Origin of the sequence: Halobacteriovorax sp. RT-2-3 (genome assembly GCF_047085075.1) — a bacterium.
In the GTDB taxonomy this organism is placed as follows: Bacteria; Bdellovibrionota; Bacteriovoracia; order Bacteriovoracales; family Bacteriovoracaceae; genus Halobacteriovorax_A.
Genome location: NZ_JBKIYF010000001.1, coordinates 575,941 through 600,325 on the forward strand (window position 1 = coordinate 575,941; position 24,385 = coordinate 600,325).

Below are 24,385 nucleotides of genomic sequence, written 5' to 3' on the forward strand. Positions count from 1 at the left end.
TTATTTACCGGAAACCACTGATTGATCAAAGTGATTAGAGCGCATTCCACAGTCGACTAAAATCCCTGCAGCATTAATTCCACTTGATACATTAGATAGTAAGAAAACAACTGTATTTGCTACTTCTTGAGTCTTAAGTGCTTCCTTTCTCATCGTTAGCTTTTCAGCAAAGATATAATTATCAATATAGCCTGGAATCCCTGCGGAAGCAGAAGTCTTTAATGGACCTGAACAAACGCTATTAAATCGTACACGCGAAAACTCACTAAAGCTCTTAGCTAAATATGAACAAGTTGTTTCAAGCATTGACTTGATTGGTCCCATGTATCCATATGAAGTCGCTTTTGTGTCAGAAATCGAAATTGTTACCACCGATGCATCTTGCTCAAAAAGAGCAGAGAGTTCATTTGCTAGTTGCACTAGTGAAAAAGAAGAAATCTGTGTTGCCTGTGCAAAGTCTTCCCATGAAGTTTCATGAAATGGCCTTGGCTCAGTAAGATTTGCAAAAGCAATTGAGTGAAGCATTCCATCTAGTTTTACTTCATCATTTTTTAAGTTAATTGCTAATTCTTTGATTTGAGCTTTATCAGTCACATCAACAATATAGCTTTTTGAATCAGGAAAAAGCTTTGTAAGTTTTGCTTGATGCTCTTCACTTTGAACAGTGAATACGCAACTTCCTCCATTATCAATTATTGTCTTAGCACTGAAATAAGCAACACTTTTCTTATTTGCAACACCAGTTATTAGAAATAATTTATTTTCAAAATTTAAAAAACTCACTTTATACCTTTATACTTTTGCACATGTAAATTCGATTGAAAGAACGGCCTTACCAGCAACCTTAGTCTTTCCCTTGAAATAGAAAGCGTTAGAGATTTGTTCAATAAGCTCAACTTCCATCACTAGCTCATCACCAGGACGAACCATATTTTTGAATTTTGCATTTGAAACTTTAGCAACAACACCAAGCCCACCATCAGCACCAGCGGCCATTAAACATGCACCTGATTGAAAAATTGCCTCTTGTAAAAGGACACCTGGCATAATTGGATTCCCAGGGAAGTGACCTTTAAAAAAGTCCTCTTCACCAGTCACCTGATAACTTGTTACGATCTTATTGCCTTCTTTTTCGATAATCTTATCAACAAAAAGAAAAGGTTCTCTTTGAGGGATTAAGTCCTTAACATTTAAATCACTCATTAAAGTCCACCCGTTACTTCTAGAGAAGCGCCAGTGATATAGGCAGCTTCACGTGAAGCTAAAAATTGAACTGCATGTGCGACTTCAGAGACTTTTCCAAATCTCTTTAAAGGCACTTGTTTCTTATACTCTTTAACTTGTTCAGCAGGAAGGTCAGCAATAAGCTCAGTTTCGATAAAACCAGGACATACGTTATTAATTGTAATCCCCTTCTTACCAACCTCTTTTGAGATTGATTTACTCATTGCAATTTGCCCCGCTTTCGATGCAGCGTAATTGGCCTGCCCAGGAAGACCAAGACTACCACCAACAGAGCTCATATTAATGATTCGCCCGTATCTCTTAGATAAGTAATGGTTAACTGCTCTCTTTGTCATTAAGAAAGTTCCAGTTAAGTTTATATCAAGTACTCTTGCCCAATCTTCATCAGGCATAATTGGAGAAAGATTATCTTTCCTAATACCAGAGTTATTAACAAGAATATGGATTTGCTCGAATTGCTCGTTCATGCGGTTCCAGAAAGCTTCAACATCTGTAGCATTAGATACATCAAACGCTTCAAGAAAAAGGTTTTCTCCTAACTCTCCAAGCTCTGCTTTGAAGTTATTTGCAGCATCATGATTTCCAGCATAAGTAGCAACAACACGTGCCCCACTTTTTAAGAAAGCTTCAGTGATCCCACGGCCAATTCCGCGTGTTCCACCAGTAACAATTGCAACCTGATCTTTAAAATCAAACATATAATTCCCTTTTTATTCTTTTGAACTATCTAAATAAGTATTTAAGTCATGTCCTACGATAACACCGTAGTTCGCGGCCCCAAGCCAACCAGACATGATAATTCCAACTGAACCTGCATGAAATAGGCCCTTTATTTCATTTGGAAGTTCTTTAGAAACAGCAAGTCCTTCAAACTTTGTTCCAAACGAAGACCCAAAGTGGTGATGTGTATACTTCTCTACAGTACGCGGAGAAGAAACATTCACATGCTCTATCTTATCTTTAAAACCTGGGACTAATTTGTCCATTGTATTAATAGCATTTTGAGCAAGATATTCTTTGCGTTCTTTATATTCATCATCTGTTAAATGCATCCAATCTTCATATCGAGCATTGATACTTGATACAACCGCATACTTCTGCTTCATATGTTTTCTCATATCTGGATAATAGATAGAGAAAGTCTGAGAGTAAGCTTTAGGAGACAACAGAAGATCAGTGTCAAATTTGTCAGAGCTTGAATAGAAAATCAGCTCACCAATATTTGGGATCGACTCTCCTTCTTTTAGTCCCATAAAGACCTGGCAAGAAGATGAGTTAACTCTTACGGCCTTCGCGTCCTTTGCAAACTTTTCTGAGTATTTAGCATTTGGAGTCATCTTGAAGATCGTATTATAAAGGGCCGAGTTAGATAGAACGGATCTTGAAAGAACGCTCTCCTCACCGATACGAACACCTTTTGCAATATTGTCTTCGACTAGGATTTCATCAACTTTTGCATGAAGTTTAATATCCACTCCATTGGCAAGAAGTTCATCTTTCATCATACCGATAAGCTTATCAGTACCACCTCTAAAGATATATGCACCTTTATTCATGAAATTTGAAAATACAATCCCGAATGTAATGGCCTCATCTTCAAGAGTCGAACCATTCGCGTATGCAATGGGCTCAAGCAGGAAGCGAACAACATCATTTCTTCCCGGAAAGTATTTTTCAAATAACTGGCCGTTTGTCATGGCCTCATCATCATAGAAATTCATTGCACGAAGCTCATCAAAGAATCCTACAACGTACTCACGATCAAGATTGAATTTCTCAACCATGATGTTGATATAGTCTTCTTTCGTGAAATCTGTATCAATTTCAAATTGTGGATTGATAAAACGAATTTTATCAACACGCTCAATACAATCGGCGATATCTTTTGACCAATAACGACGACAAGTCTTAATCATCCCAACAGGAAATCCGTGAAGAGAAATATCAAAAATATGCCTTTCACCTTCATTCGTTGGTCGTCTAAACCAAGTAGCAAAACCACCTAGTTTGTTATGGGCCTCAAGAAGAAGAACTTTTCTTCCATCCTTGGCCAGTTTATTAGCTGCCGTCATCCCCGCAAGCCCTGAGCCCACGATGATGACGTCATAAAATTTTGTAATCGGATCTTTCTTTTTCAGTAATGCCATTTTAACTTTCTTTTAATAAATTATTTTTTTAGTACCATTGTTGATAATTTTTTTGTTTTTGGATTTATTACATAAACGATAAATGCGATAGTTCCATTATCATTGATACGTGGAGCATGAACAAATGGAGATGTTGTTGCATCAACAACTTCGTAATCAACACCATTGATAGAAAGAGCATCTCCTTCTCCAATAAGCTTAGACCACTGTCCATTTACATATTTAAAGATTGCAGCAACACCTGCTTTATCATATCCACGAATAACGATGTCACCATTAGAGTTCATTGCTGGTGCAAATCCGTCAAATTTAGAAACCATCTCACCTAGAGATAGAATTGGCATAATGATTCCATTAGTAGAAGCAAATAGCTTTACACCTTCATTTGTTTGCGCCCATACAGCAATGTCACCTTTTTTATTAACTGTGTATTGGTTTTGAATCGCTTTAATTTTTGATGAAGGTTGTCCATCTCTATCTTGCATAACAATTTGACGACTACCTTTTTTGATATTGTATAAGTAAAGGCGATCTGGTTGAGACTCAGCAGTTGACTTCCCCATTCTAACTTTTGTTAAAACATAATTGCCAGCTGTCACAGGAGAGAAGATATAACCCATATCATTTGTAAAACTTGTAAACACATCTTTTTGCTCATCTAAAGTTTTAATCACAACTTTTGCTTTACTTGTCCCAAAAGAATGACGGTAGATAAGTGTGTCTTCACTATTCATTGCGACACCAGAGACACCAGTAAACATTCCTTCAAAGTTTTCGTGCTCAAGTCTTTTACCTGTTTCAAGGTTAATCGTATAAATTCCTGTGTGCTCATAACCATTATTAGGTGCAAACACGACATGATCTTGACCAGAAGCTGCATCATTGAAAAGATAAAATTCGCTAATGGCCTCATCACCATTTCCTGCAAATAATTTTACATTGTCACTATTGTCACCACATAGAATTCCATATTTTGAAATTCCATTATCCGCACCACTTAGAGAGAAACAAACCTTGCCTGAATTCTCTAGTCTTAGTGAAGTACTAATCCAAAATGTTTGATCAGGTAGGTTAAGATTTAACTCACCACTACTTGCTAGTAATTGATAATTTGCTTGTGCACTGAACATTCCAAATGCGGCCAATGCTATTTTAAATAAATTCTTCATAATATTTACCCCGAGATATGTGAAAGTGTGTGTTATTAAAGGCATTATCATACCTAAGAGGCCACATTTCGGCTAGAAAATGGGCGAAATTTTTTGGGCCAAATGACTAAAAATAGGTTAGATTTGACACATGTCGATCCTTTGTAACTTAAAAAACATCAATCTTGCCTTTGGGCAGAAAGTCATTTTCAATAACGCACAATTCTATATTGAGCATGGTGATAAAATAGGTCTTATTGGCCTAAACGGAATGGGAAAATCTTCGTTGCTAAAGATTATCAATGAAGAGCTTACACCGGATTCGTGCACTCCACCCTTCACATTTGAAAAAGCAACACAGGCACAAGGGCCGACCTTAGAATTTAATGTTTTCAAAGTCGATCAAAACTTCACAATTCCAAGTGATGATATCACTATTGCTGATTATTTTTATTTTCAATATCGTGATCTAAAAAAACTAAATGATGACTTAGTCTCTCTCGACTTAGCTACTGAAGAAGGACTAGCGAAGCAAAACAAAATAATGGAAGAGCTTGAGCATAGGAACTACTGGGAGCTTAAGAATAATTTTGAAAGTTATATCAAGGCCTTTGGCCTAACAGATCTGCATGCCAAAGTAAAAGGTCTCTCAGGTGGAGAGCAAAAAAAGATTCAGCTTAGTCTAGGCTTAACAGCAAAAGAGAACCTCATTCTTTGGGATGAGCCCACAAACCACTTAGATTTTGAAACAATCGAACAATTTGAAGATGAAATCATGAAGTCAAATAAGACTCACGTTATCATCTCCCACGATAGGTACTTGCTTTCAAAAGTTACAACAAAAATTTTCCATATTCACGCTGGAATTGTTTCTCCATTTAAGGGAACATATGCTCAATATCTCGAGTTCACAGCGGCCCAGGAAGAATTGAGAGTCAACTCTTTAACAAAGTTAAAAAATTCTCTTAGGCGTGAGACTGCGTGGATGCGCCAAGGAATCAAGGCCCGTGGTACTCGTTCAAAAAAGCGTGTCGAAAATTTTAACGACCTATCAAAAGCAGTGCAAAAATTAAAAGATCAGGCACGTAGTCAACTTGATCTTGCAATGAATGATAGTAATCGAAAAACGAAACAACTCGTCCAATTCAAAGATGTCTCTTTTGGTTTTGAAAATCATGAACCACTCTTTAAAGACGTAAACCTATCTATTTTTAAAGGTGATAAAATTGGTGTCCTTGGAGAAAATGGAGTTGGGAAATCGACTCTCATGAAGCTTGTTGCTGATCGCTTAACAAATACTTCAGGAACAATCAAAAGAGCTGATGATTTGAAAGTTTGTCTTTTTTCACAAAAAAGAGATGAATTTGATTTAACAAAATCACCATTTGATCTACTTGGTGAAGGTGAAGACTTTATTCATTTCAAAAGTGGCCGCTCAATCCACGTCGCAAGTTATTTTCAAAACTTCCTTTTTGATCGTGGAGAGCTGTATCGCCCACTTTCAAGCTTTTCAGGTGGTGAGCTGAATCGTCTTCAACTCGCGCTAAATCTAAAAAATGAAGCCGATATTTGGATTTTTGATGAGCCAACAAATGACTTAGATATTGAATCAATTGAAATTCTCGAGCAAAAACTTTCTGAATTTCAAGGTACTGTAATTATCATATCTCACGATAGATCTTTCTTAGAAAATATCACTAATCGAGTGTGGTTAATTGAAAATCAATCAGTGACTAAATTTTCAAGCGGATTTACATTTGTTCGTCCTTATCTTGAGGCACGAGAAATTGAGAGAAACCTTGAAAAACAACAACAAGAAGAAACAAGGCCTAAGGCCAACCAGGTAATTGAAACACAAGTTATCAGTGAAATAAAACCAAATGTTGATACTGATAAAATTGAAAGCGAAATTATGGATATTGAGGAGCAAATTGCTAAAATTGATGAGCTTCTTTCTCGATTTGATTACTCTAATATGGATGATGAGAAGAAACAACTAATTGCAGGCCTTAACCAAAAAAAGAGTGTTCTCAATGAAAAAATTGAAGAGCTATTTGAGCTATTGTCTTAGATATTAATCCACTGCCTTACAAGCTTGGCTATTTTCTATAGGAAGTGGCCAAAAGAGCTACCTAACCTACTGAATTCTTTATGATTTAATTGATCTGCTATGATCAAAAAGTACTAAAAAAGTAAGTAAATTAACCGATAAGAACTTGGCTAATAAAGCGGAACGTAAACAGGATAGGAACAAGTTTGAGACTAAAGGAAATTTCGGCCATCGTCATATTAACGTTGGTCTTAATATTAACAAATAAGAATTCCAAAGACGAAGGTCTTATTAGCTCAAACAACCCGACATCAACAAATAAAATCGTAAATGATCAAGAAAAGAATTCAAAACGTACATTAGCATCCACTAGCTCAAAAGTTTCAAATACAGGTCAAATTAAGAATATTGAATCAGCTAAGGTAAAATTACCAAACACACCTGAATATGTAAGTGAAGAAGCAGAAATCGCTTACATCAACAATCGCCCTCAGGACCAAACAAATACTTCTGTTGGTTATACAGCGCTTAATTCAGAATCAGTTAAAAGCTCTCCATCAAAGAGCACTGGTACATATGACTCGAATTCTTTTGACTCTAGTCCATCTTATGACAATACAACCAAACAAGAAGAAAATGAAAATGACTCTGGTACAGTAAGCTTTTACAACCAAGTATCTACGATGGCCCAAAGCGAAGACACAGAGACAAAGGCAAGCTCTAGCTCGTCGTCTTCTAGTAAATCGAAATCGAATCCATATATTCCACCAACTCCAAGACTACAAGGACTAGTTCCACCACTTAATGGAGTCATTACACATACGACTTTCTTTACACGACAATTTAGTGCGTATGCAGCAACAACATGTACGGATCCAAAGGTTGCAATATTTGATACGGTAACGATGTCAATTCTAGAAGATAATCCAATTGATCTAGAGACAATATCAACTTCGACTCAATTTGAATTTAATATAAGTGAACTAGAGTTAGACCTGACTGCTCCTGCTCGTTATAAGATCAAACTACTAGGCTGTGATATTGAGCTAGAAAAGATTGTAACAAGTTTCTATAAGAATCAAAATATTACTGCTGCGACAACAATTTTGGCACAACTACCTGCAACGAGTATCAACTATTCAACTGATGCAAGCTTTACTAAGAAACTAGAAGCAGCAGAAGAGGCCCTAGCAAATACGCTTGCTGATAATCTTACTAATTTGGAAGATGCCTACACGCAGATTGAAAGTGATACTGAAATACAGTCGACTTTTAACGAGTTAACAGAGGGTGAAAACTTAGATATTTTAAAAAGCTCTAAGCCTAAAATAAAGAGTATTTTATACGCAACATTAATGGATGAAGGCCTTTCTTCTGAATTCTCGGCCCTTGCTGAACACTGGGATTCGACTTATCAAATTGCTTACGAATGGTTTGTTGACGGCGTTTCAAGTGGAACAGGAAACGTATGGAATTACACTCCTCCATCAAATACACTTCCTAAAGCAATTATTACGTTAAAAGTTGGAAAAAAACAAAGTGATAACGATCGCGTTGATACAACTCTACCATTCCATGAGAAAAGTTACGAGATCGACATAAATCAAGTTAATGATGCGCCAACTTTAACAACGCCTCAAACAATTAATACGACAGAAGATTCTGGCCTCGATTTTAGTCTAACTGAAGGTGTTGATCCTGATTCGTTCTCGCTAACTTATTCAATAGTGTCACGGCCGACAAACGGAACTCTGACTTGTGATCCAGGGACTACGAGTTGTACATATACTCCTAATTTGAATTTCACTGGCATAGATAGCTTTACTTATAAGGCCAATGATTCCGAGCTTGATTCTAATATTGCAACAGTAAATATAAATGTTGCCAACGTTAATGATAGACCGACAATTGCTGCAAATGAAATTTTTACTGCAACAGAAGACACTGCTTTAAATTTCACATTAAGTGATTCAACTGATATCGACAACTCAAGTGCACAACTAAGTTATAAATTAATCACACCACCAAGTAATGGTATCCTTTCAAACTGCTTCACGACGGGCAGCTATACTGCAGACTTAACTTGTACATATACACCAAATGCAGATTTCAATGGTAGCGATACATTTACTTATATTGTCAATGACGGTCAATACGACTCAGTTGGGCAAGCAACCGTTACGATTAATACAACTCCAGTAAATGACGCTCCTACTCTGAGTTCAACACAGTCCCTAGCAACAGCTGAAGACACACTAGTGGCCTTCACATTAAATACAGGTAGTGATATTGATGCCGACACACTCACTTATAGTATCGTCTCAACAACATCAAACGGTGTTTTGACTTGTACTGGTGGTATTTCAAGAGATTGCCAGTATATGCCCGCATCTAATTTCAATGGTGTTGATTCTTTCACATATAAAGTAAATGACGGAAATCTTGATTCAAATATAGCAACCGCTACAATCACAATATCATCGGAAAACGATGCTCCACTTATAGGTAATGATCAAACGATTTCAACTAATGAAGACACACTTGTAAGCTTCACACTAAACAATGCTACTGACATTGATATGCCTACACAGACTCTCCAGTACAAACTTATTACAGGACCAACAAATGGTACTCTTTCAAATTGCTTAACGACTGGAAGCTATACAACAGATATAACTTGCGATTATACACCAAACTTAAACTTTAATGGTACTGACACATTTACATATCGAGCAAACGATACATTAGTTGACTCACCAACAGAGGCAACAGTTACAATTAATATAACTGCTGTTAATGATGCTCCGGTGTTAGTGGCAACTCAAAGCGTTTTAACAAATGAAGACACACTAATTAACTTTGATCTAAATGCAGCTACAGATATTGAAAACGATGCTCTTACCTATACAATCGTTTCAACGACTGCTAGCGGAAGTCTTGTTTGCGACCAAGGAAGTTCAAGATCATGTACTTATACACCAAGTACAAACTTCAATGGCCAAACGACATTCACTTATAAAGCAAGTGATGCCACTGCTGATTCAAATACTGCAACAGTAACAATTGATGTGAATTCAATCAATGATGCACCAGTGATGGCGGCCAACCAGAGCTATTCAACAGATGACAACACTCCACTTAGTATTACTTTATCGAATGCGACAGATGTGGATGGTGATAGCTTAACTTATAAGATTGTCTCTCTCCCTACAAATGGAGTACTTTCGGATTGTATTACGACAGGAAGTTATGGAACTGATCTGACTTGTACATATACATCTAATGTGAATTTCAATGGTACAGATTCATTCACATTCATTGCAAATGACTCAACTACGGATGCTCTAAGTACTGCAACGGTATCAATTACAGTTTCAGATAAAACACCTTCAGCGCCACCTTCAATAGCACTAAGCTCGGCCCTTTATACTTCTTCTACAAGTAATAATCTAACAGTAAGCTCATGTAGTGATATTAACTTTGTCCTAATAAATGAAGGAACTCAGCCTACTGAAGCAGATAGTGCTTGGCAGTCTTGTACAACGACGGCCTCAGCAATTACATACACACTGGCCAATACAAACCAAGGTCTACACACACTTAAGGCATGGTCAAAAGATGTGAATGGTAATGTATCAACGACATCAACTGATATCTCTGTTTTTTATGATACACAGGCCCCAGCGATCTCAATTGCGACAATAGCGAATCAAGCTGGATCAAATAGCGTAACACTTTCTTGGGATGTAACTGAGGATAATATTTCTGCGGCCCAAACTCATACAATCGACTATTGGAATGGAAGTAATTGGGTGAATATCACTTCATCACTAAATGCAAGTGTAGGCCCACTTACAAATACAACATTCACTCAAGCATGGAGTGTTCCAAACCTAAATATTGAAGATGCTAAAGTAAGAGTTTCTCTAAGTGACCTAGCGGGTAATACGAATACAGTCGAATCTAATATCTTTTGGATTGACTCAACGGCTCCACAGATTGCGCATGACTCATTTACATCGTATGGACAAAATTCAACAAAAACATTCACATGGACACTTACTGAAAAGCATATTGATTCTGTTGCAAATAATTTTTCACTAAGATTTTACGACGGTAGTGCTTGGCAAAATCTGACAGCGGTAACAGCTGTTACAAGTGAGAATATTTCAAAGAGCTACTCTGCTGATATTAACTTAGGTCCAGAGGTCAATAATGCAATCTTTGAAGTTAGTTTCACAGATGCGGCCGGACATAGCACAACGGTTCAGAAGAATTTTGTTATTGATGGGAGCGCTCCTACTGTCTCTTCAATATCATTAAATGGTGGTGCGACGACAACAGGAAATAATAATATTCAAGTCGATCTCGTTGCTACTGATACTGCTTCAGATATCACATATATTTGCCTTAAATATGATGATACAACTGCACCATCAAGTATCAATGATGAATGTTTCACAACACTTCCAGAGGCCAAAAGAGCACAAAATATAACGATTACAAGCGCTGATAATTTATATGTGAGAATCGGTTTTGTTACAAATAGTTATAGTGTTTACGCTTGGGCCGCCGATGCGGCAGGAAATATTTCAACAAATACACAAGTTGTAGGTGTTGATACTGATTCAATTAATTATCTGCCTGGTACACCTCCAGAGATTTTCAATATCATTGCAACAAATACAAATACACCTAGCTCACCTGCAAGCTTATCTCAACTTCAGGCCCCTAAAGATAGCGATATTTATGTAAAATGGAAGGCCATCGATAATGAAGGACTAGCAACTAACCCTATCAGTATCTACTACTCATATCTTGATGGAACAGAAGAAAAGTACCAGCTTCTTATGGACAATATTGCAAATATTCAAGGAAGTGGTTGTACAATTACGGCCCAAGAAACAGGTTGTATCAGACTTACAGGACTTTCTCCTACGGACGCTGTTTATAAGATCAGAGTTGTTGCCCTTGATAGCGATGGTAGTGAAACCTTTATGACATCTGCACCTCTAAATGAATCTAATTTTAGAATCATTGCGGGAAGTACAGAAAAAGGTATTGGCGGAAGTGGGCGTTCTGTTATTTTTAAAGATGGAAATTCAACATATGAGATTGATCTATTCTCAACGGTAGTCACTGATCGTGGAGATATTTTCTATCGTGACATTGATGCAGGCCTATTATGGGTAGATCCTGCCACAGGAATTATTAAAGAATTATTACCAACAACAGGTACACCAAGTGGAGATGGCGGATCAATTGAGAATGCCACAATTGGCTTTGCAAGTGCCATTACTCTTGACTACAACAATGGGCTTCTCATTGTCGATAAGGGCAGCATTAGACGAATTGATATGAATACGACTCCTTGGCAAATATCGACTCTAGTAGGTGGAGGATCGAACTCTAATCCAGGAACAAGTTTTGCACCAAGTGCTATCGACATTGCAAGCTTTCATCGCTTTCTAGGTACTCTAGTTCCTCTACCAAATGGCGACCTCTACTTTAGAAGTACTTCAAGTAATACTGATCGCAATTGGTTTCACTTTGATGCAAGCGAAAATATAGTCAATCGTATCCAAATCGATGGTGTCGGTATCTACAATGAAGACACTTATAGTTGGTCAGGAAAAAGTGTGACGAATATGGCCATCGCCTATAATGCGGTAAACTCGGCTCTTGAGCATATGCATGTAAGTGTTCATAAGCCTGTCACAGGAAATACGCATTACCGTGTCGCTAGACTAGACTACGCATCGGGTACACCAACAACGACATATAATGCCACAGCACCTTATGATATCTATACAGGTTATCGCTCAATTTACAAAACAGGCCTTGATGGAAAAATCTATTTTGATTACAACCATGGCCGCAACCTAATGCTCTATGATCATGTAACAAATACGTATACGAGAGTTCTTGGTACTGATTCAACATCGAGCACACCATGTGCAGATGGAACGGCAGCGACTTCATGTCCAATAGACCTTCAAGGTTACTTTGTTAACCAACAAGGTAAAATCTATTTTAATGATCACGGGCTAATTAGAACATTAGATGACAGTGGTAATATCGTTACCCTAGCAGGTCAATTTTCTTCTTCAGGTGATGGTGAAAGTGCTCTATCAGCTCGTATTTCGGCTTCTTGGCAAATTGATTGGGGTAAGGATAATGGCCTAGATAATACAATAGTTGTCGGTGATTACGTTTCAGGAACATACAGAGAATTTACAATTGGTGGAACCATCGAAACTATTGTTGGTGGCTATTCAGCGAGATCTTATAGCTTCTCAGTTGATCGAACAACAGGAGATATTTTTGATGATGTTGGTTCAGGTGTAAATCGCTACAGCAGAACAACATTAACCAATACTCGAGTTATTGGAAGTGGTGCCACTTGGTACTTTGATGCTGCATCCGATGGACTAGTCGGAACAGATATTAAATTTGACTGGTATAATGAGCAAATTCTTGGGGTGGCAAATGGCGAGCTTATGCTTCACAAGTCACGTTATAACGGATCAACGACTTCTGATGCATTTATAAAGCTATACGATATGAATGATAGCTACCGTCAGTCTCATTTTGCAGGTATGCCAGATACGGAACGTGGAAATTTCTATAGTGCAGCTACTCCTCTAGCAAGCTCACGTGTACCAACATATGGTGGTATGGTAAACTCACATTATGACTCAACTCTTGGTTGGATGTTTAAGCAAACAAGTTCTGCTCGAGTTATGATAAAAGGTGGTGACGGAAATATCGTTGACTACACGATGTTACCAAGAACAACTAATGGTTTCACACACGTTCGCTATAATTCAAAAGAATACTACTATTACTGTGCAAGTAATAAAATGTGGCAATATAATTTTACGGATGATATCGAAACTGAATTAAGTTGGGATGCGCAAGTTGATTGCTATACATCACAGAGAAAAATTCTCTACAACCCAACTAATCATTCTGTACACTTCTTAGTCGTTCAAAATGGATTATTTGCAGTTGCAGAGTATTTTCTTTAGATATTTTTTTCTTTACGAATCATTGCCATTGCAACTTTAACACCATCAACGGCAGCAGATGTTATACCACCTGCATAACCAGCTCCTTCACCACAAGGGTATAAACCTTTATGAGAATCTGATTCAAAAGTCGCGCGACTTCTTTTTATAGTTACAGGTGCCGAAGTACGAGTCTCCGGTGCCAATAAAAGGGCATCATTATTTACAAACCCCTTCATTTTCTTATCAAAAGACTCTAGTCCTTCACGAAGACCTTGAGCAATAAACTCTGGAAGAATAGTTGTTAAGTTATGTGAAAAGATTCCTGACGGACAAGATGTCTTTGGAAGATCTTTAGAAACACGGCCATCAAGAAAGTCTTGTACTCTTTGTGATGGAATCTCTTTTCCAGATGCATTAGCAAGCGAAGCTTCATAGGCTTTCTTTTCAATTTCACGTTGAAAATAATGACCATTTAATACATCATCAAGACCAAAATCTTTTCCTGCATTTACAGAAACAACAAGTGCAGAGTTTGACCAAGGCGAGTTTCTTGCAAAGTTACTCATTCCGTTTACAACAATCCCATCAGCATCAGTTCCAGAAGATAAAACGTAGCCACCTGGACACATACAAAAAGAGTATGTTCCTTTATCAACGTTCTTGTTGTGGTATGTAAGTTTATAGCGAGCGGCACCTAGATCTTCTTGAACAAAGCGCCCATACTGAAGAAAGTCAACTTGCGAGCGGCGATGCTCAATACGCACACCAACAGCAAAGTCCTTGGCCTCCATCGCAACTTCTTTTTCTTTTAAATGATAATAAATTTCTTTAGCAGAGTGACCTGTAGCTAGAACAACGTTATTACTCTCAAGTATTCTTCCATCACTCAGTTTAACACCGGCAACTTTCTTATCATCCTCAAAAAGTATTTCATCCACCTTCACATTGTAGTGAATCTCACATCCTTTTTCTTTAAGATGATCAGTGATTTGTTTGATTAGCCCACGAATCTTATTAGATCCTAAGTGCGGGTTAGATACATAGGCCGTCTCAGGAGGCGCACCAAAATCAACAAAACGATTCATGACATATTGTACGTAAGGTGACTTAATACGCGTGATTAATTTCCCATCAGAGAAAAGTCCCGCTCCACCTTCACCAAAACAAACATTATTATCATCGTCAAATTCATTGTATCGCCAAAAACGAGCAATATGCTTCATACGATTATGAGCACGATCTCCTCTTTCGATAATGATCGATTTAATTCCATATTCCGCTAAGCGTAGTGCACAAAATAGGCCAGCAGGTCCTGCACCAATAATAATTGGTGTCTTGGAAAAGTTATCAAGAAAGTTAAACTGCTCTCGATACGCAGCAAACTCTTCACCAGGATAAATAATTTCAACTTTAAAATTATAGATTGGTTTTTTACCGCGATTAGCTCCACGAGCATCAAGGGCCTTGTTATGGATTCGATAATCAGCGAAACCAGGAAAGTTTTTGTTTAGATAAAACTCTAGGTCTTGATCGTAGTCTAATTTAAAATTCGTAATTTTACTCATTCGTACTCTTTCTTTCTCTATATGATAAAGTTATGTGTTAAAATAATCAGCGTATATTATAACCTATCTTGCCCAAATTAAAGGATTAACATGGCCAAAATTTCCCAAATAATCATTGGTGACGAGCTGCTAAATGCAAAAATTAATGATCTTAACCTGCAAATACTTGCAAAAGAGATCGCTCCTCTAGGCTTTGACTTCAATAAGTGCACAATCCTAGGTGACAAATTTGATCAAGTAACTCAAGAAATTAAGAAACAGGCCGCTGAGAATGACTTTCTTATCATCACAGGTGGGCTTGGGCCAACAAAAGATGACTTAACAAAATCCATTGTGGCAAATGCACTAGGTGTTGAACTCGTTGAAAACCTCGAAGCAGAAAAGATAGCAATTAGGCAATACGAAACATTTGGCAGAACGTTTTCACGTGAAGTGAGCAACTATCATATGCTGCCAAAAGACACCTCTCCTATTTATAATCCATCTGGCCTTGCTCCAGGAATTCATGCAAAGTTAGGAAAATGTGAGATTTTTTGTACACCGGGTGTTCCTCGCGAATGCCAAACGATGGTTAGAGATAGTATTGTGCCACTTCTAAAAAACCGAGCTGAAAGTGGTCACGAACTTTTTGTGTGCCGTACTCACAGCATTCCAGAAGAGACAATCTTCTTTAAGCTTTGCCCTACACTTTGGGAAGACTTGGAAGAATTTGGAAAAGTTAGCTCACTTCCAATCGTCTCAGGAGTTGATATTACAATTAATCTTAGGCCACAATTTCAAAATGAAGAATCACGTCAAAGAATTAGAGATATCATTGAAGCAACAGAGTTAAAAAATAATATTTGGACTTATGGCCTTCGTACAATCGAAGAAGTTATTGTTGAAGAAGCAAAAGCGAAAGGACTCACAATTGGCTTTGCAGAAAGCTGCACAGGTGGACTGGCCAGTTCAACAATCACAAATGTATCAGGGTCATCGTCTGTCTTTTTAGGTGGAGTCGTAAGTTACGCTAATTCAGTAAAAGAAAATATTATTCACGTTAAAAATGAAACACTAAAAAATCATGGTGCCGTTAGTAACGAAACAGCAACGGAGATGGCCGCTGGTTCTCGCAAGGCCCTAGGTGTTGACATTGCAATTTCGTATACTGGAATTGCCGGCCCAGGTGGTGCGACTCCTGGCAAACCTGTTGGAACAGTATGTATCGGCGTTGCCACAAAAGATGGTGTATCAGCGCAAAGATATGAGTTTCGCGGAGATCGAACTCGTTTGAAAAATAAATTCTGTCAGCAAGGTTTGATCCTACTACTTGCAAAGGTACGCGACCTTTAAGGTACGCGCCACCTTTTCAGGATTTCAACATCTTGCGATCATGAGTACTTACACTAAGTGGGATTTCAAAAACACTCCTTTTTAAAGAAGTGCTAATAATATTAGTTAAATTACTTGAAAACCTTTGTTCATAAAAAGACACCTCATCTGTATACATAAAGTGTGGCCTATAGTTTAACAAGCGAGCTTCAAAACTTGTAAAGTGTAGAGAACTATATGGATAATCAATACATCTTTCTACAATATTTACTCGAAGAGGATTTTGATAAATATAACGATATACATTTTGTAAATAGTCCTGATTGGAGACGATGGTCCACTTATAGCGATTACTGAATTTATGATTTATTACACTAGCATTTCGACTAATTAGCTTTGAGAGTTTGAGATTAAAATACATCATAAACCTATCAAGATTCTCATTAGGAGTTGTAACGAGTAAGTGATAATGATTATTCATTAAAACGAAACAATTTATTTCAACATTAACATTTTTCCGAGCATAAATTAATGCCTGCTTAGCTAAATCCCAAACATGATACATTGGTAGAGGAAAAGGAACTTTATTATTAGTTCGAGATGTTACGTGATAAGGAAACTCATTTTGTCTTATTAATTTAGGTCTAGGCATTCAAACGTTCTGACGTATCAGACATGACAAATAAATAAAAACGACAACATTTTATTTTTTAATTCAATTACGAAACTTGGTACGCGCCACCTTTTCGAGATTCTAGAAAGTTATCTATTAAAAAGGAGAAATCTTCGTCAAAAACCTCACAAGAATTAAAATTACTAATATAAAAAGATTCATTCAATAATCAATACTAATTAGAAGCAACGAAATATAAAGTTTAGGGTTAAGTATAGAAGAAATTAGAAACTAAGTGATTAAAATCTCGAAAAGGTGGCGCGTACCAAAAAGGGGGGCAGCTCAGTGAACTGCCCCTCCCCCCATCTCAGCGCTAGCTTTAGGCAGCTTTCTTAATTTCTTCCATTTCCATGATTAGGGTTGAAATTCGTTTACCTGCGCCCTGTAAACGTCCGGCCAGTAACCTTGATAGATTGAGTATCAAGAGTGAAAAGATTCGAGGATTGGTTTTGTACAGGCCGAATATGTCCGAGTAGTTCATGACGAGAACATCTGTATAATTATCTGATTGAACAGTTCCATAACGTTTATTTTCTTTAAGAAGTACCATCTCACCGAAGAGGTCTCCCTTTTTACAACGAGCAATTTCTTTATCGTCAGCATTAAAAACTTTTGCTGAACCATTTAAGATAAGGAACAACTCCTCACCACTATCGCCATGTTTAAAAACATAGTCGCCAGGTTTTAGCGTAAGCACCTTACAGTGCTCACATATTGTCATAATTTCGTTGTCATATAGGTCAAAGAATAGCGGACAACCTTTAACGATTGATAAAACACTCATTTCTCTTCTCCAAATTTAAAGTCAGCTTAAAATTCTTAGCTTTATTAAGCTACATTCTTCTTATCAGAATCAACTTTCTTAATAGGAGCGTCTTCACGCATGTATCTCTCGATACTTTGAAGAACTTTTAGTACACCTTGCATTGTACTCTGCTCCTTAGCATTACCACGTTGAAGGTGATACCAAAGGTTCTGCATTGAAGTTTCAACTTTCTTAAAAATCTTGTAACGCTTTTCCGGTAGTGGGAAAAGAGTGTTTAGGAAAGTTAAAATTAGAGAAAAGAAAATCCCCGCAATCGATGTCTTCATCGAGAAGGCAACGTTGATAACGAAACGAGTAAGGTTATCTGAAGATTTTTCAATATTATTAAAGTCAATGGCCGCAATCTCAGGAAGGGCCATGGCAATACCAATGAACGTCCCGAAAACCCCAAATACAATAAAAAGGTTTGGAAGAATATCGATCATACGTGAAGCACCATCAATAGGGATCTGTCCGTAAAGCTTAGTCCAATTTCTATCATCACTCATGATACGGTCAGTAAGCTCTGTATAATTAGGAGGAACTGTTGATTTAAAAACCGAACTCTCCCCATGAATTGAAGCAATTAGACCGTGCTTAGAACCAATATACTGGTTAAGCGAAATACTTGAACCTTCAGAGCTATCGATCTCTTTATCGATTTCTCTTTGCTGTTGTTGCATGGCCTCTTTTCCATCATAGTGACGATTTTGAATATTTGCATTATTACTGAAACGAAGAGCGTTATCAGGAAGGGCCGCATTTACTCGTCCTAGAAGATTCGACATATAAGAGTCGATATCATCAATTGGTATATTTTTTTGCTTATCATCATCAATGGCCGCATCAAGCTCGCGAGTAAAACGAGAGTAATAAGCATCATCGTCCTTACTGTGGCGATAAGCTAAGTAGCGGAATACTAGGGCACAAACTAAAAGCCCCATCATAAATTCGATAAGATATGTACCGAAAAACCCTAAAACTATCTCAATCATACGTACCTCTTTGTTAGGTCTACCAATCCTCGACTATTGGTATTCTATTTTAGTTCTGGAGACAATTGTAATAACCTCTCCATCGCTTTTGGATCATCTTTAAGTGTAAAGCTCAGCTCAACACGTTGTGACTGTTTACAACTATAGTCACCACACTTCATGTCTTCGTTTGCAAGTGGAACTGCGTAGCTTGCAGGTTTTCTCTCTTCGACGATGAAACCTTTTGGCTCAATAAGTTCAGCTGCAATCGACTCACGTTGTCTCTCAATAACCGTATCTAATAGAACTGGTCTTGAGAAACCATAACCAATCGACTTCGTCACATTTCTCATATAGAACTTATATGGATAGCTCATTCCATCACTATAGATATAGTTAGAAATTGCTAGTGCACGTCGTGACGACAGGTTTAAGTTATAGTTATACGAATAAGCTTCTGCCATCATAGGATCTAGTGCCTTACCAGCAAATAGTGGTGAAGCGTGACCTTCTACGTTGAAACTATCAAGCTGCTCTCTAACTGTATCATCAGCAAATAAAACTTCTGAGTACAGTGGGATTAGATCTTTTAGCTTCTTCTTCGCATGAACACTCAGTCTTGAAGAACCAGTTTCAAATAGTAGGTTCTTATCCATTAGAAGTGTTACGTTACCAGTTTTAGGATCAACCGCTGCATCAATATTATTATTTCTAAATTTATCAGCTAGGTTTCTCGCAATATTTGCACGTAGATTCTTCTTCTGATCTTCAACTTTCTTCGCAATTTTCTTAACTTGTTTCATGAAGTCTTTCTTATCGTTAACTTCAGCAAGACATGAGTTAAGTTTCTTGTTAGCACCATCAAGCCCGTTACCAAGTTCAGTAACCTTCTTATTAAGCGCACTTGAACCAGTCTCACAAGCATTTAGGTCTTCACCAAGAGATGCGATTTTACGGCCAAGATTTCCATTTTCATCATTCTTATTAGCAAGGGCATTTTGTAGATCACTAACTTCTTTTCCAAGTCCTGCAACCTTCCCTTTTAAGTCTTTATTTTCGTTATTAAGTCCAGCAAGCTCACCTTTTGCTTTACCAAGGGCCTCTTTAAGTCCACCGTTCTCTTTTCCAAGACCTGCAAGTTTACCTTGGGCCTTACCAAGAGCTTCTTTTAGGCCACCGTTCTCTTTTCCAAGACCAGCAAGCTCTCCCTTAGCTTTTCCAAGAGCGTCTTTTAGACCACCGATCTCTTTACCCATACCAGCAAGTTTTCCTTGTGCCTGACCAAGAGCTTCTTTTAGACCACCGTTCTCTTTTCCAAGACCAGCAAGTTCCCCCTTGGCTTTTCCAAGAGCGTCTTTAAGTCCACCGTTCTCTTTACCAAGACCAGCAAGTTCTCCCTTAGCTTTTCCAAGAGCTTCTTTAAGTCCACCGATCTCTTTCCCCATACCAGCAAGTTTTCCTTGTGCCTGGCCAAGAGCTTCTTTTAGACCACCGTTTTCTTTACCAAGACCAGCAAGCTCACCCTTAGCTTTTCCAAGAGCGTCTTTAAGTCCACCGATCTCTTTACCCATACCAGCAAGTTTTCCTTGTGCCTGGCCAAGAGCTTCTTTTAGGCCACCGTTCTCTTTTCCAAGACCAGCAAGCTCACCCTTAGCTTTTCCAAGAGCGTCTTTAAGTCCACCGATCTCTTTACCCATACCGGCCATCTTACCTTTAGCTTGACCTAGGGCCTCTTTTAAACCACCGTTTTCTTTACCAAGACCAGCAAGCTCACCCTTAGCTTTTCCAAGAGCGTCTTTAAGTCCACCGATCTCTTTACCCATACCGGCCATCTTACCTTTGGCCTGTCCAAGTGCTTCTTTAAGACCACCGATTTCCTTACCCATACCAGCAAGCTTACCTTGAGCTTGTCCAAGGGCCTTCTTAAGTCCACCGATTTCTTCACCCATACCTTTCATCTTACCTTTTGCCTGACCTAGAGCTTTCTTAAGCCCTCCATTTTCCTCAGACATACCAGCAAGCTTACCTTCAGCTTGGCCAAGTGCTTTCTTAAGGCCACCAATTTGTTCGCCCATTCCTTTCATCTTACCTTTGGCCTCACCAAGAGCTTTCTTAAGCCCTCCGTTTTCTTCTGCCATACCAGCAAGTTTACCTTGAGCTTGTCCTAGTGCTTTCTTAAGTCCACCATTCTCTTCAGACATTCCCTTAAGTTGACCCTCGGCCTGCCCTAGAGCATCTTTAAGTCCACCATTTTGTGCCATAAGAGATTTATTATCACCTTCAAGTTTACCAACCATCGCCTTAAGACGATCAACTTCACCAGCAAGCCCCTTATTCTTAGCGTCCCCTTGTGCAAGTTTTGATTGAAGGTTTTTGATATCACCTTTTAATCCTTGATTGTTCTGCTGAGAACGAGCAAGGTTTGATTTAAGTCCATTAACATCATCGTTAAGACCTGCGATTTTTCCATCACGAGCGGCAACATCAGCATTAAGTTTTTTGATTTGAGAATCTTTTTGTGCTGTAAGTGAATCCATCGCTTGCGCATGCTTACCTTTTAGATCTTTAATTTGATTGTCATATGCAAGCTTCTGATCTGACTTACTTTTTTCAAATTGTTTTGTAAGATCAGTAAGTTCACGTTTGTGATCAGCGTTAAGCTTTGCAATCTGTGACTGCGCATCTTTTTTAACACCTGCTAATTGCTTTTCTTTTGACTCCAGCTCCGATTGGAACTTCTTGTTTAAATCAGCAATTTTAGACTCATATCCAGCTTTTTGTTTGGCTTCAGATTTCTTATGCATTTTCTCTAGATCAGTAATTTTCTTAGCATGATCTGAGTTAAGCTTTGCAATTGTCTCTTGTGACTTCTTGATTGTTCCAGCAAGTTGAGCTTCTTTAGTATCAAGTTCTGACTGATGCTTTTTATTAAGATTTGCAATCTGAGACTCATAACCCATTTTTGTGTCTTGTTGTTGCTTCTGGTGAGACTTTGTTAAGTCATCAACCTTCTTAGCATGATCCGAGTTAAGCTTCGCAATTGTCTCTTGTGATTTCTTGATTGTACCAGCAAGTTGAGCTTCTTTAGTATCAAGCTCTGATTGGTACTTCTTATTAAGATTTGCGATTTGAGTCTCATAACCCATTTTCGTATCTTGTTCTTTCTTCTCATAAGCTTTCGTTATATCTGTAACTTTCTTTGCGTGATCTGCATTAAGCTTTGCAATTGTCTCTTGCGACTGTTTCTTTTGTCCTGCTAATTGTTGATCTTTAGAAGTAAGCTCTGATTGGTATTTCTTATTTAGGTTAGCGATCTGGGTTTCGTAACCCATTTTTGTATCTTGTTGCTTCTTTTCATACGACTTAGTAATCGTATCTACTTTTTTAGCGTGATCAGAATTAAGCTTAGCAATCGTATCTTTTGATTGTTTAATCTGACCATCTAACTGTTGTTGTTTAGATGTAAGCTCTGATTGATGTTTCTTATTAAGATTTGCAATTTGAGTTTCATAACCCATTTGCGTATCTTGTTGCTTCTTTTCATAAGATTTAGTTAAGTCATTAACAGTCTTTGCATGATCAGAATTTAGCTTTGCAATCGTCTCTTGCGACTCTTTCTTTTGACCTGCTAATTGTTTTTCCTTAACATCAAGTTCACCTTGATATTTCTTATTAAGATTAGCAATCTGAGTTTCATAACCCATTTTAGTGTTTTGCTGCTGCTTTTCATAAGTCTTTGTAAGGTCAGCAACTTTTTTCTGGTGATCCGAGTTTAGACGAGCAATCGTCTCTTGAGAGTCTTTTTTCTGACCCGCAAGTTGCTTATCCTTTGTATCAAGTTCTGATTGAAACTTTCTATTCATATCAGCAACTTGTTTCTCATAACCTGCTTTTTGTTGCTGTTTTTGTTGCTCATAAGACTTTGTTAAGTCCGCAACCTTATTCTGGTGATCAGCATTAAGAGTTTTAATTTCATGCTCTTTTGTTGAGATGATATTTGCATACTTCTTATTTAGGTTATCAACCTTAAGCGTGTGATCTTGATTAAGCTTTTGAACTTCTTGTTGCTGTTGCTTTTTCTGTTCAACAATTTCTTTCTCTAGCTTTTCTTGGGCAATAATACGCCCTTCAATCTCACGATTGGCCTTAGCAATTGCTTCTTCATTTTTGCGCTTAACTTGTTGAAGCTCTTGAATTTTCTTTGTATCTTCTGTTACTTTTTGAAGAGTATTTGCTAGTTTTGATCTTACTTTTACAATCTCATTATTAACAAGTTTGTTTTCAGCTTGTTGCTCCTGAACTTTCTTTTGTTCAACTTCTAGCTTTGTTTCAAGCTTTGACTTAACTTGAGTAATCTTCTTAATATCTTCAGTTTGCTTAGTAATTTCTTGTTCAAGCTCTTTAAGTTTCTTTTCTTGTTGAGTTTTAACTTGCTCTACACTTGAAAGAGTTTCTTCGATTTTCTTCTTCTGCTCTTCAACTTGTTTCTTTTTCTTATCTAACTCACCAACTTTTGAGTAAAGAATATTATTCTTATCTTTTGCTTTTGCAAGCATCGAGTCGCGTTCTTTAATTTGTTCTTCAAGATCAACTAATGATTTTTCTTTGAACTCTAAAACAGTTTTAATTCTCTTTTGCTCTTCTTCTTGCTCTTTAATCTTCTCTTTTGTTTGCTCAAGATTCTTAGAAAGCTTTTCATTCTCTTGAGACTTCTGCTTCATCTCTTTAACGATTTGCTGAATTTTCTTCTCAAGCTCTTTTTCTTCCTTCTTTTGACGCTCCATCATTTTTGATAGCTTATCAAGTTGGGCCTCTTTAGAACGTAGATCATCTTGATTCTTACGAATTTCTTCAAGACGCTTCTTCATTTCTTTTGCTTTTTCGTTGATTTCTTTCTTTAATTCAGTATTTTCACGAGAGATCTTTTTTGACTTATACTTTTCTTTATCAAGTTGTTGTCCAACTTTTTCAACAATTGACTCTTTCTTTGTTTGGTTCTCAACCATTTCTTCCATGATCTTTTTATTCTTTTCAAGTTTCTCAACAAACTTAGAAAGCTCGACCATTTTTTGATTGATCACGTTCTTATAATCAGTAACCTCAGTGATTGATTGCTCAATCTCATTCTTGGCCTTCATTTCTTTGATTTTTTGCTCTTTGGAAACCATTCCTTCAAGTTGTTCTTCGTGTTTCTTCTTTTCCTGCGCTTGCTGCAAAGATTTAACACCAACTTTAATCATGGCGAAAACGAACATAACTAGGAATACAACCGCAACGGTTGTAAACATATCTGAGTATGAACTCCAGATTGACCCGTCGTCTTTTCTTTCTTCTCTTTTCATAATCCTACCCTCGAACAGCTATTAGAATAGCGATTTCTAAAGTTTATTAAAGAGAATGGCCTCTAAGCCGTTTAAATTTCTGTCTATCTTAAATATTTACACGAACTTAGCT

The 24,385-nt window shown here is 37.6% G+C and carries 13 protein-coding genes; 3 read left to right on the plus strand and 10 right to left on the minus strand.

Annotated features, from left to right (window positions below):
- From ACMAYX_RS02670 to ACMAYX_RS02690, 5 genes are read right to left on the minus strand one after another with little or no spacing between them, the layout of a single operon-like run.
- Positions 1–783, minus strand: a complete 783-nt coding sequence (locus ACMAYX_RS02670; RefSeq protein ID WP_103217438.1) for an enoyl-ACP reductase — start codon at positions 781–783, stop codon at positions 1–3.
- Between the two features lie 9 nt (positions 784–792).
- Complete coding sequence (gene fabZ / locus ACMAYX_RS02675) at positions 793–1,203, minus strand: 3-hydroxyacyl-ACP dehydratase FabZ (RefSeq protein ID WP_392991693.1); 411 nt, start codon at positions 1,201–1,203, stop codon at positions 793–795.
- Positions 1,203–1,943 carry a 3-oxoacyl-ACP reductase FabG gene (fabG, locus tag ACMAYX_RS02680; RefSeq protein WP_412471511.1) on the minus strand — a complete coding sequence of 247 codons (741 nt, stop codon included), beginning with the start codon at positions 1,941–1,943 and terminating at the stop codon, positions 1,203–1,205. Before fabG ends, fabZ begins: the two co-directional genes overlap by 1 nt.
- A gap of 12 nt (positions 1,944–1,955) precedes the next feature.
- A complete protein-coding gene (locus ACMAYX_RS02685; protein ID WP_412462688.1) occupies positions 1,956–3,392 on the minus strand; it encodes a phytoene desaturase family protein in 1,437 nt (478 codons plus the stop codon).
- Positions 3,393–3,412: 20 nt separating this feature from the next.
- On the minus strand, positions 3,413–4,561 hold the full coding sequence (locus tag ACMAYX_RS02690) for a hypothetical protein (RefSeq protein WP_412471512.1): 1,149 nt from the start codon (positions 4,559–4,561) through the stop codon (positions 3,413–3,415).
- A 130-nt stretch (positions 4,562–4,691) separates the two neighbouring features.
- On the opposite strand from ACMAYX_RS02690, the gene ACMAYX_RS02695 reads away from it, so the two are divergent.
- Positions 4,692–6,611: an ABC-F family ATP-binding cassette domain-containing protein gene (locus tag ACMAYX_RS02695; RefSeq protein ID WP_412471513.1), complete on the plus strand. Its 1,920-nt coding sequence runs from the start codon at positions 4,692–4,694 to the stop codon at positions 6,609–6,611.
- A 185-nt stretch (positions 6,612–6,796) separates the two neighbouring features.
- Positions 6,797–13,621, plus strand: coding sequence for a tandem-95 repeat protein (locus ACMAYX_RS02700; RefSeq protein WP_412471514.1), 6,825 nt, complete (start codon positions 6,797–6,799; stop codon positions 13,619–13,621).
- Here the strand turns inward: ACMAYX_RS02700 and ACMAYX_RS02705 are convergent.
- Positions 13,618–15,168: an NAD(P)/FAD-dependent oxidoreductase gene (locus tag ACMAYX_RS02705; protein WP_412471515.1), complete on the minus strand. Its 1,551-nt coding sequence runs from the start codon at positions 15,166–15,168 to the stop codon at positions 13,618–13,620. The genes ACMAYX_RS02700 and ACMAYX_RS02705 overlap by 4 nt on opposite strands.
- Positions 15,169–15,258: 90 nt before the next feature.
- On the opposite strand from ACMAYX_RS02705, the gene ACMAYX_RS02710 reads away from it, so the two are divergent.
- On the plus strand, positions 15,259–16,500 hold the full coding sequence (locus ACMAYX_RS02710; protein WP_412470706.1) for a CinA family nicotinamide mononucleotide deamidase-related protein: 1,242 nt from the start codon (positions 15,259–15,261) through the stop codon (positions 16,498–16,500).
- 16 nt (positions 16,501–16,516) lie between these two features.
- Here ACMAYX_RS02710 and ACMAYX_RS02715 read toward each other — a convergent pair whose 3' ends face one another.
- From ACMAYX_RS02715 to ACMAYX_RS02730, 4 genes are all read right to left on the minus strand, one after another.
- Positions 16,517–17,131 (minus strand): transposase, encoded by a 615-nt coding sequence (locus tag ACMAYX_RS02715; protein ID WP_412471516.1) that lies wholly within the window; start codon positions 17,129–17,131, stop codon positions 16,517–16,519.
- Positions 17,132–17,471: 340 nt separating this feature from the next.
- Positions 17,472–17,936 (minus strand): cyclic nucleotide-binding domain-containing protein, encoded by a 465-nt coding sequence (locus ACMAYX_RS02720; RefSeq protein ID WP_103217448.1) that lies wholly within the window; start codon positions 17,934–17,936, stop codon positions 17,472–17,474.
- A 44-nt stretch (positions 17,937–17,980) separates the two neighbouring features.
- Entirely contained in the window at positions 17,981–18,952 is a 972-nt protein-coding gene (locus ACMAYX_RS02725) for a hypothetical protein (RefSeq protein WP_103217449.1), read from the minus strand.
- 44 nt (positions 18,953–18,996) lie between these two features.
- Positions 18,997–24,273 (minus strand): hypothetical protein, encoded by a 5,277-nt coding sequence (locus ACMAYX_RS02730; protein ID WP_412471517.1) that lies wholly within the window; start codon positions 24,271–24,273, stop codon positions 18,997–18,999.
- Positions 24,274–24,385: the final 112 nt, after the last annotated feature.

Excerpts from the sequence above, each read along its gene's own strand:
- fabZ (WP_392991693.1), bottom strand. The coding sequence starts at position 1,203 with ATGAGTGATTTAAATGTTAAGGACTTAATCCCTCAAAGAGAACCTTTT.
- fabG (WP_412471511.1), bottom strand. The coding sequence starts at position 1,943 with ATGTTTGATTTTAAAGATCAGGTTGCAATTGTTACTGGTGGAACACGC.
- ACMAYX_RS02685 (WP_412462688.1), bottom strand. The coding sequence starts at position 3,392 with ATGGCATTACTGAAAAAGAAAGATCCGATTACAAAATTTTATGACGTC.
- ACMAYX_RS02690 (WP_412471512.1), bottom strand. The coding sequence starts at position 4,561 with ATGAAGAATTTATTTAAAATAGCATTGGCCGCATTTGGAATGTTCAGT.
- ACMAYX_RS02695 (WP_412471513.1), top strand. The coding sequence starts at position 4,692 with ATGTCGATCCTTTGTAACTTAAAAAACATCAATCTTGCCTTTGGGCAG.
- ACMAYX_RS02705 (WP_412471515.1), bottom strand. The coding sequence starts at position 15,168 with ATGAGTAAAATTACGAATTTTAAATTAGACTACGATCAAGACCTAGAG.
- ACMAYX_RS02710 (WP_412470706.1), top strand. The coding sequence starts at position 15,259 with ATGGCCAAAATTTCCCAAATAATCATTGGTGACGAGCTGCTAAATGCA.
- ACMAYX_RS02715 (WP_412471516.1), bottom strand. The coding sequence starts at position 17,131 with ATGCCTAGACCTAAATTAATAAGACAAAATGAGTTTCCTTATCACGTA.
- ACMAYX_RS02720 (WP_103217448.1), bottom strand. The coding sequence starts at position 17,936 with ATGAGTGTTTTATCAATCGTTAAAGGTTGTCCGCTATTCTTTGACCTA.
- ACMAYX_RS02725 (WP_103217449.1), bottom strand. The coding sequence starts at position 18,952 with ATGATTGAGATAGTTTTAGGGTTTTTCGGTACATATCTTATCGAATTT.
- ACMAYX_RS02730 (WP_412471517.1), bottom strand. The coding sequence starts at position 24,273 with ATGAAAAGAGAAGAAAGAAAAGACGACGGGTCAATCTGGAGTTCATAC.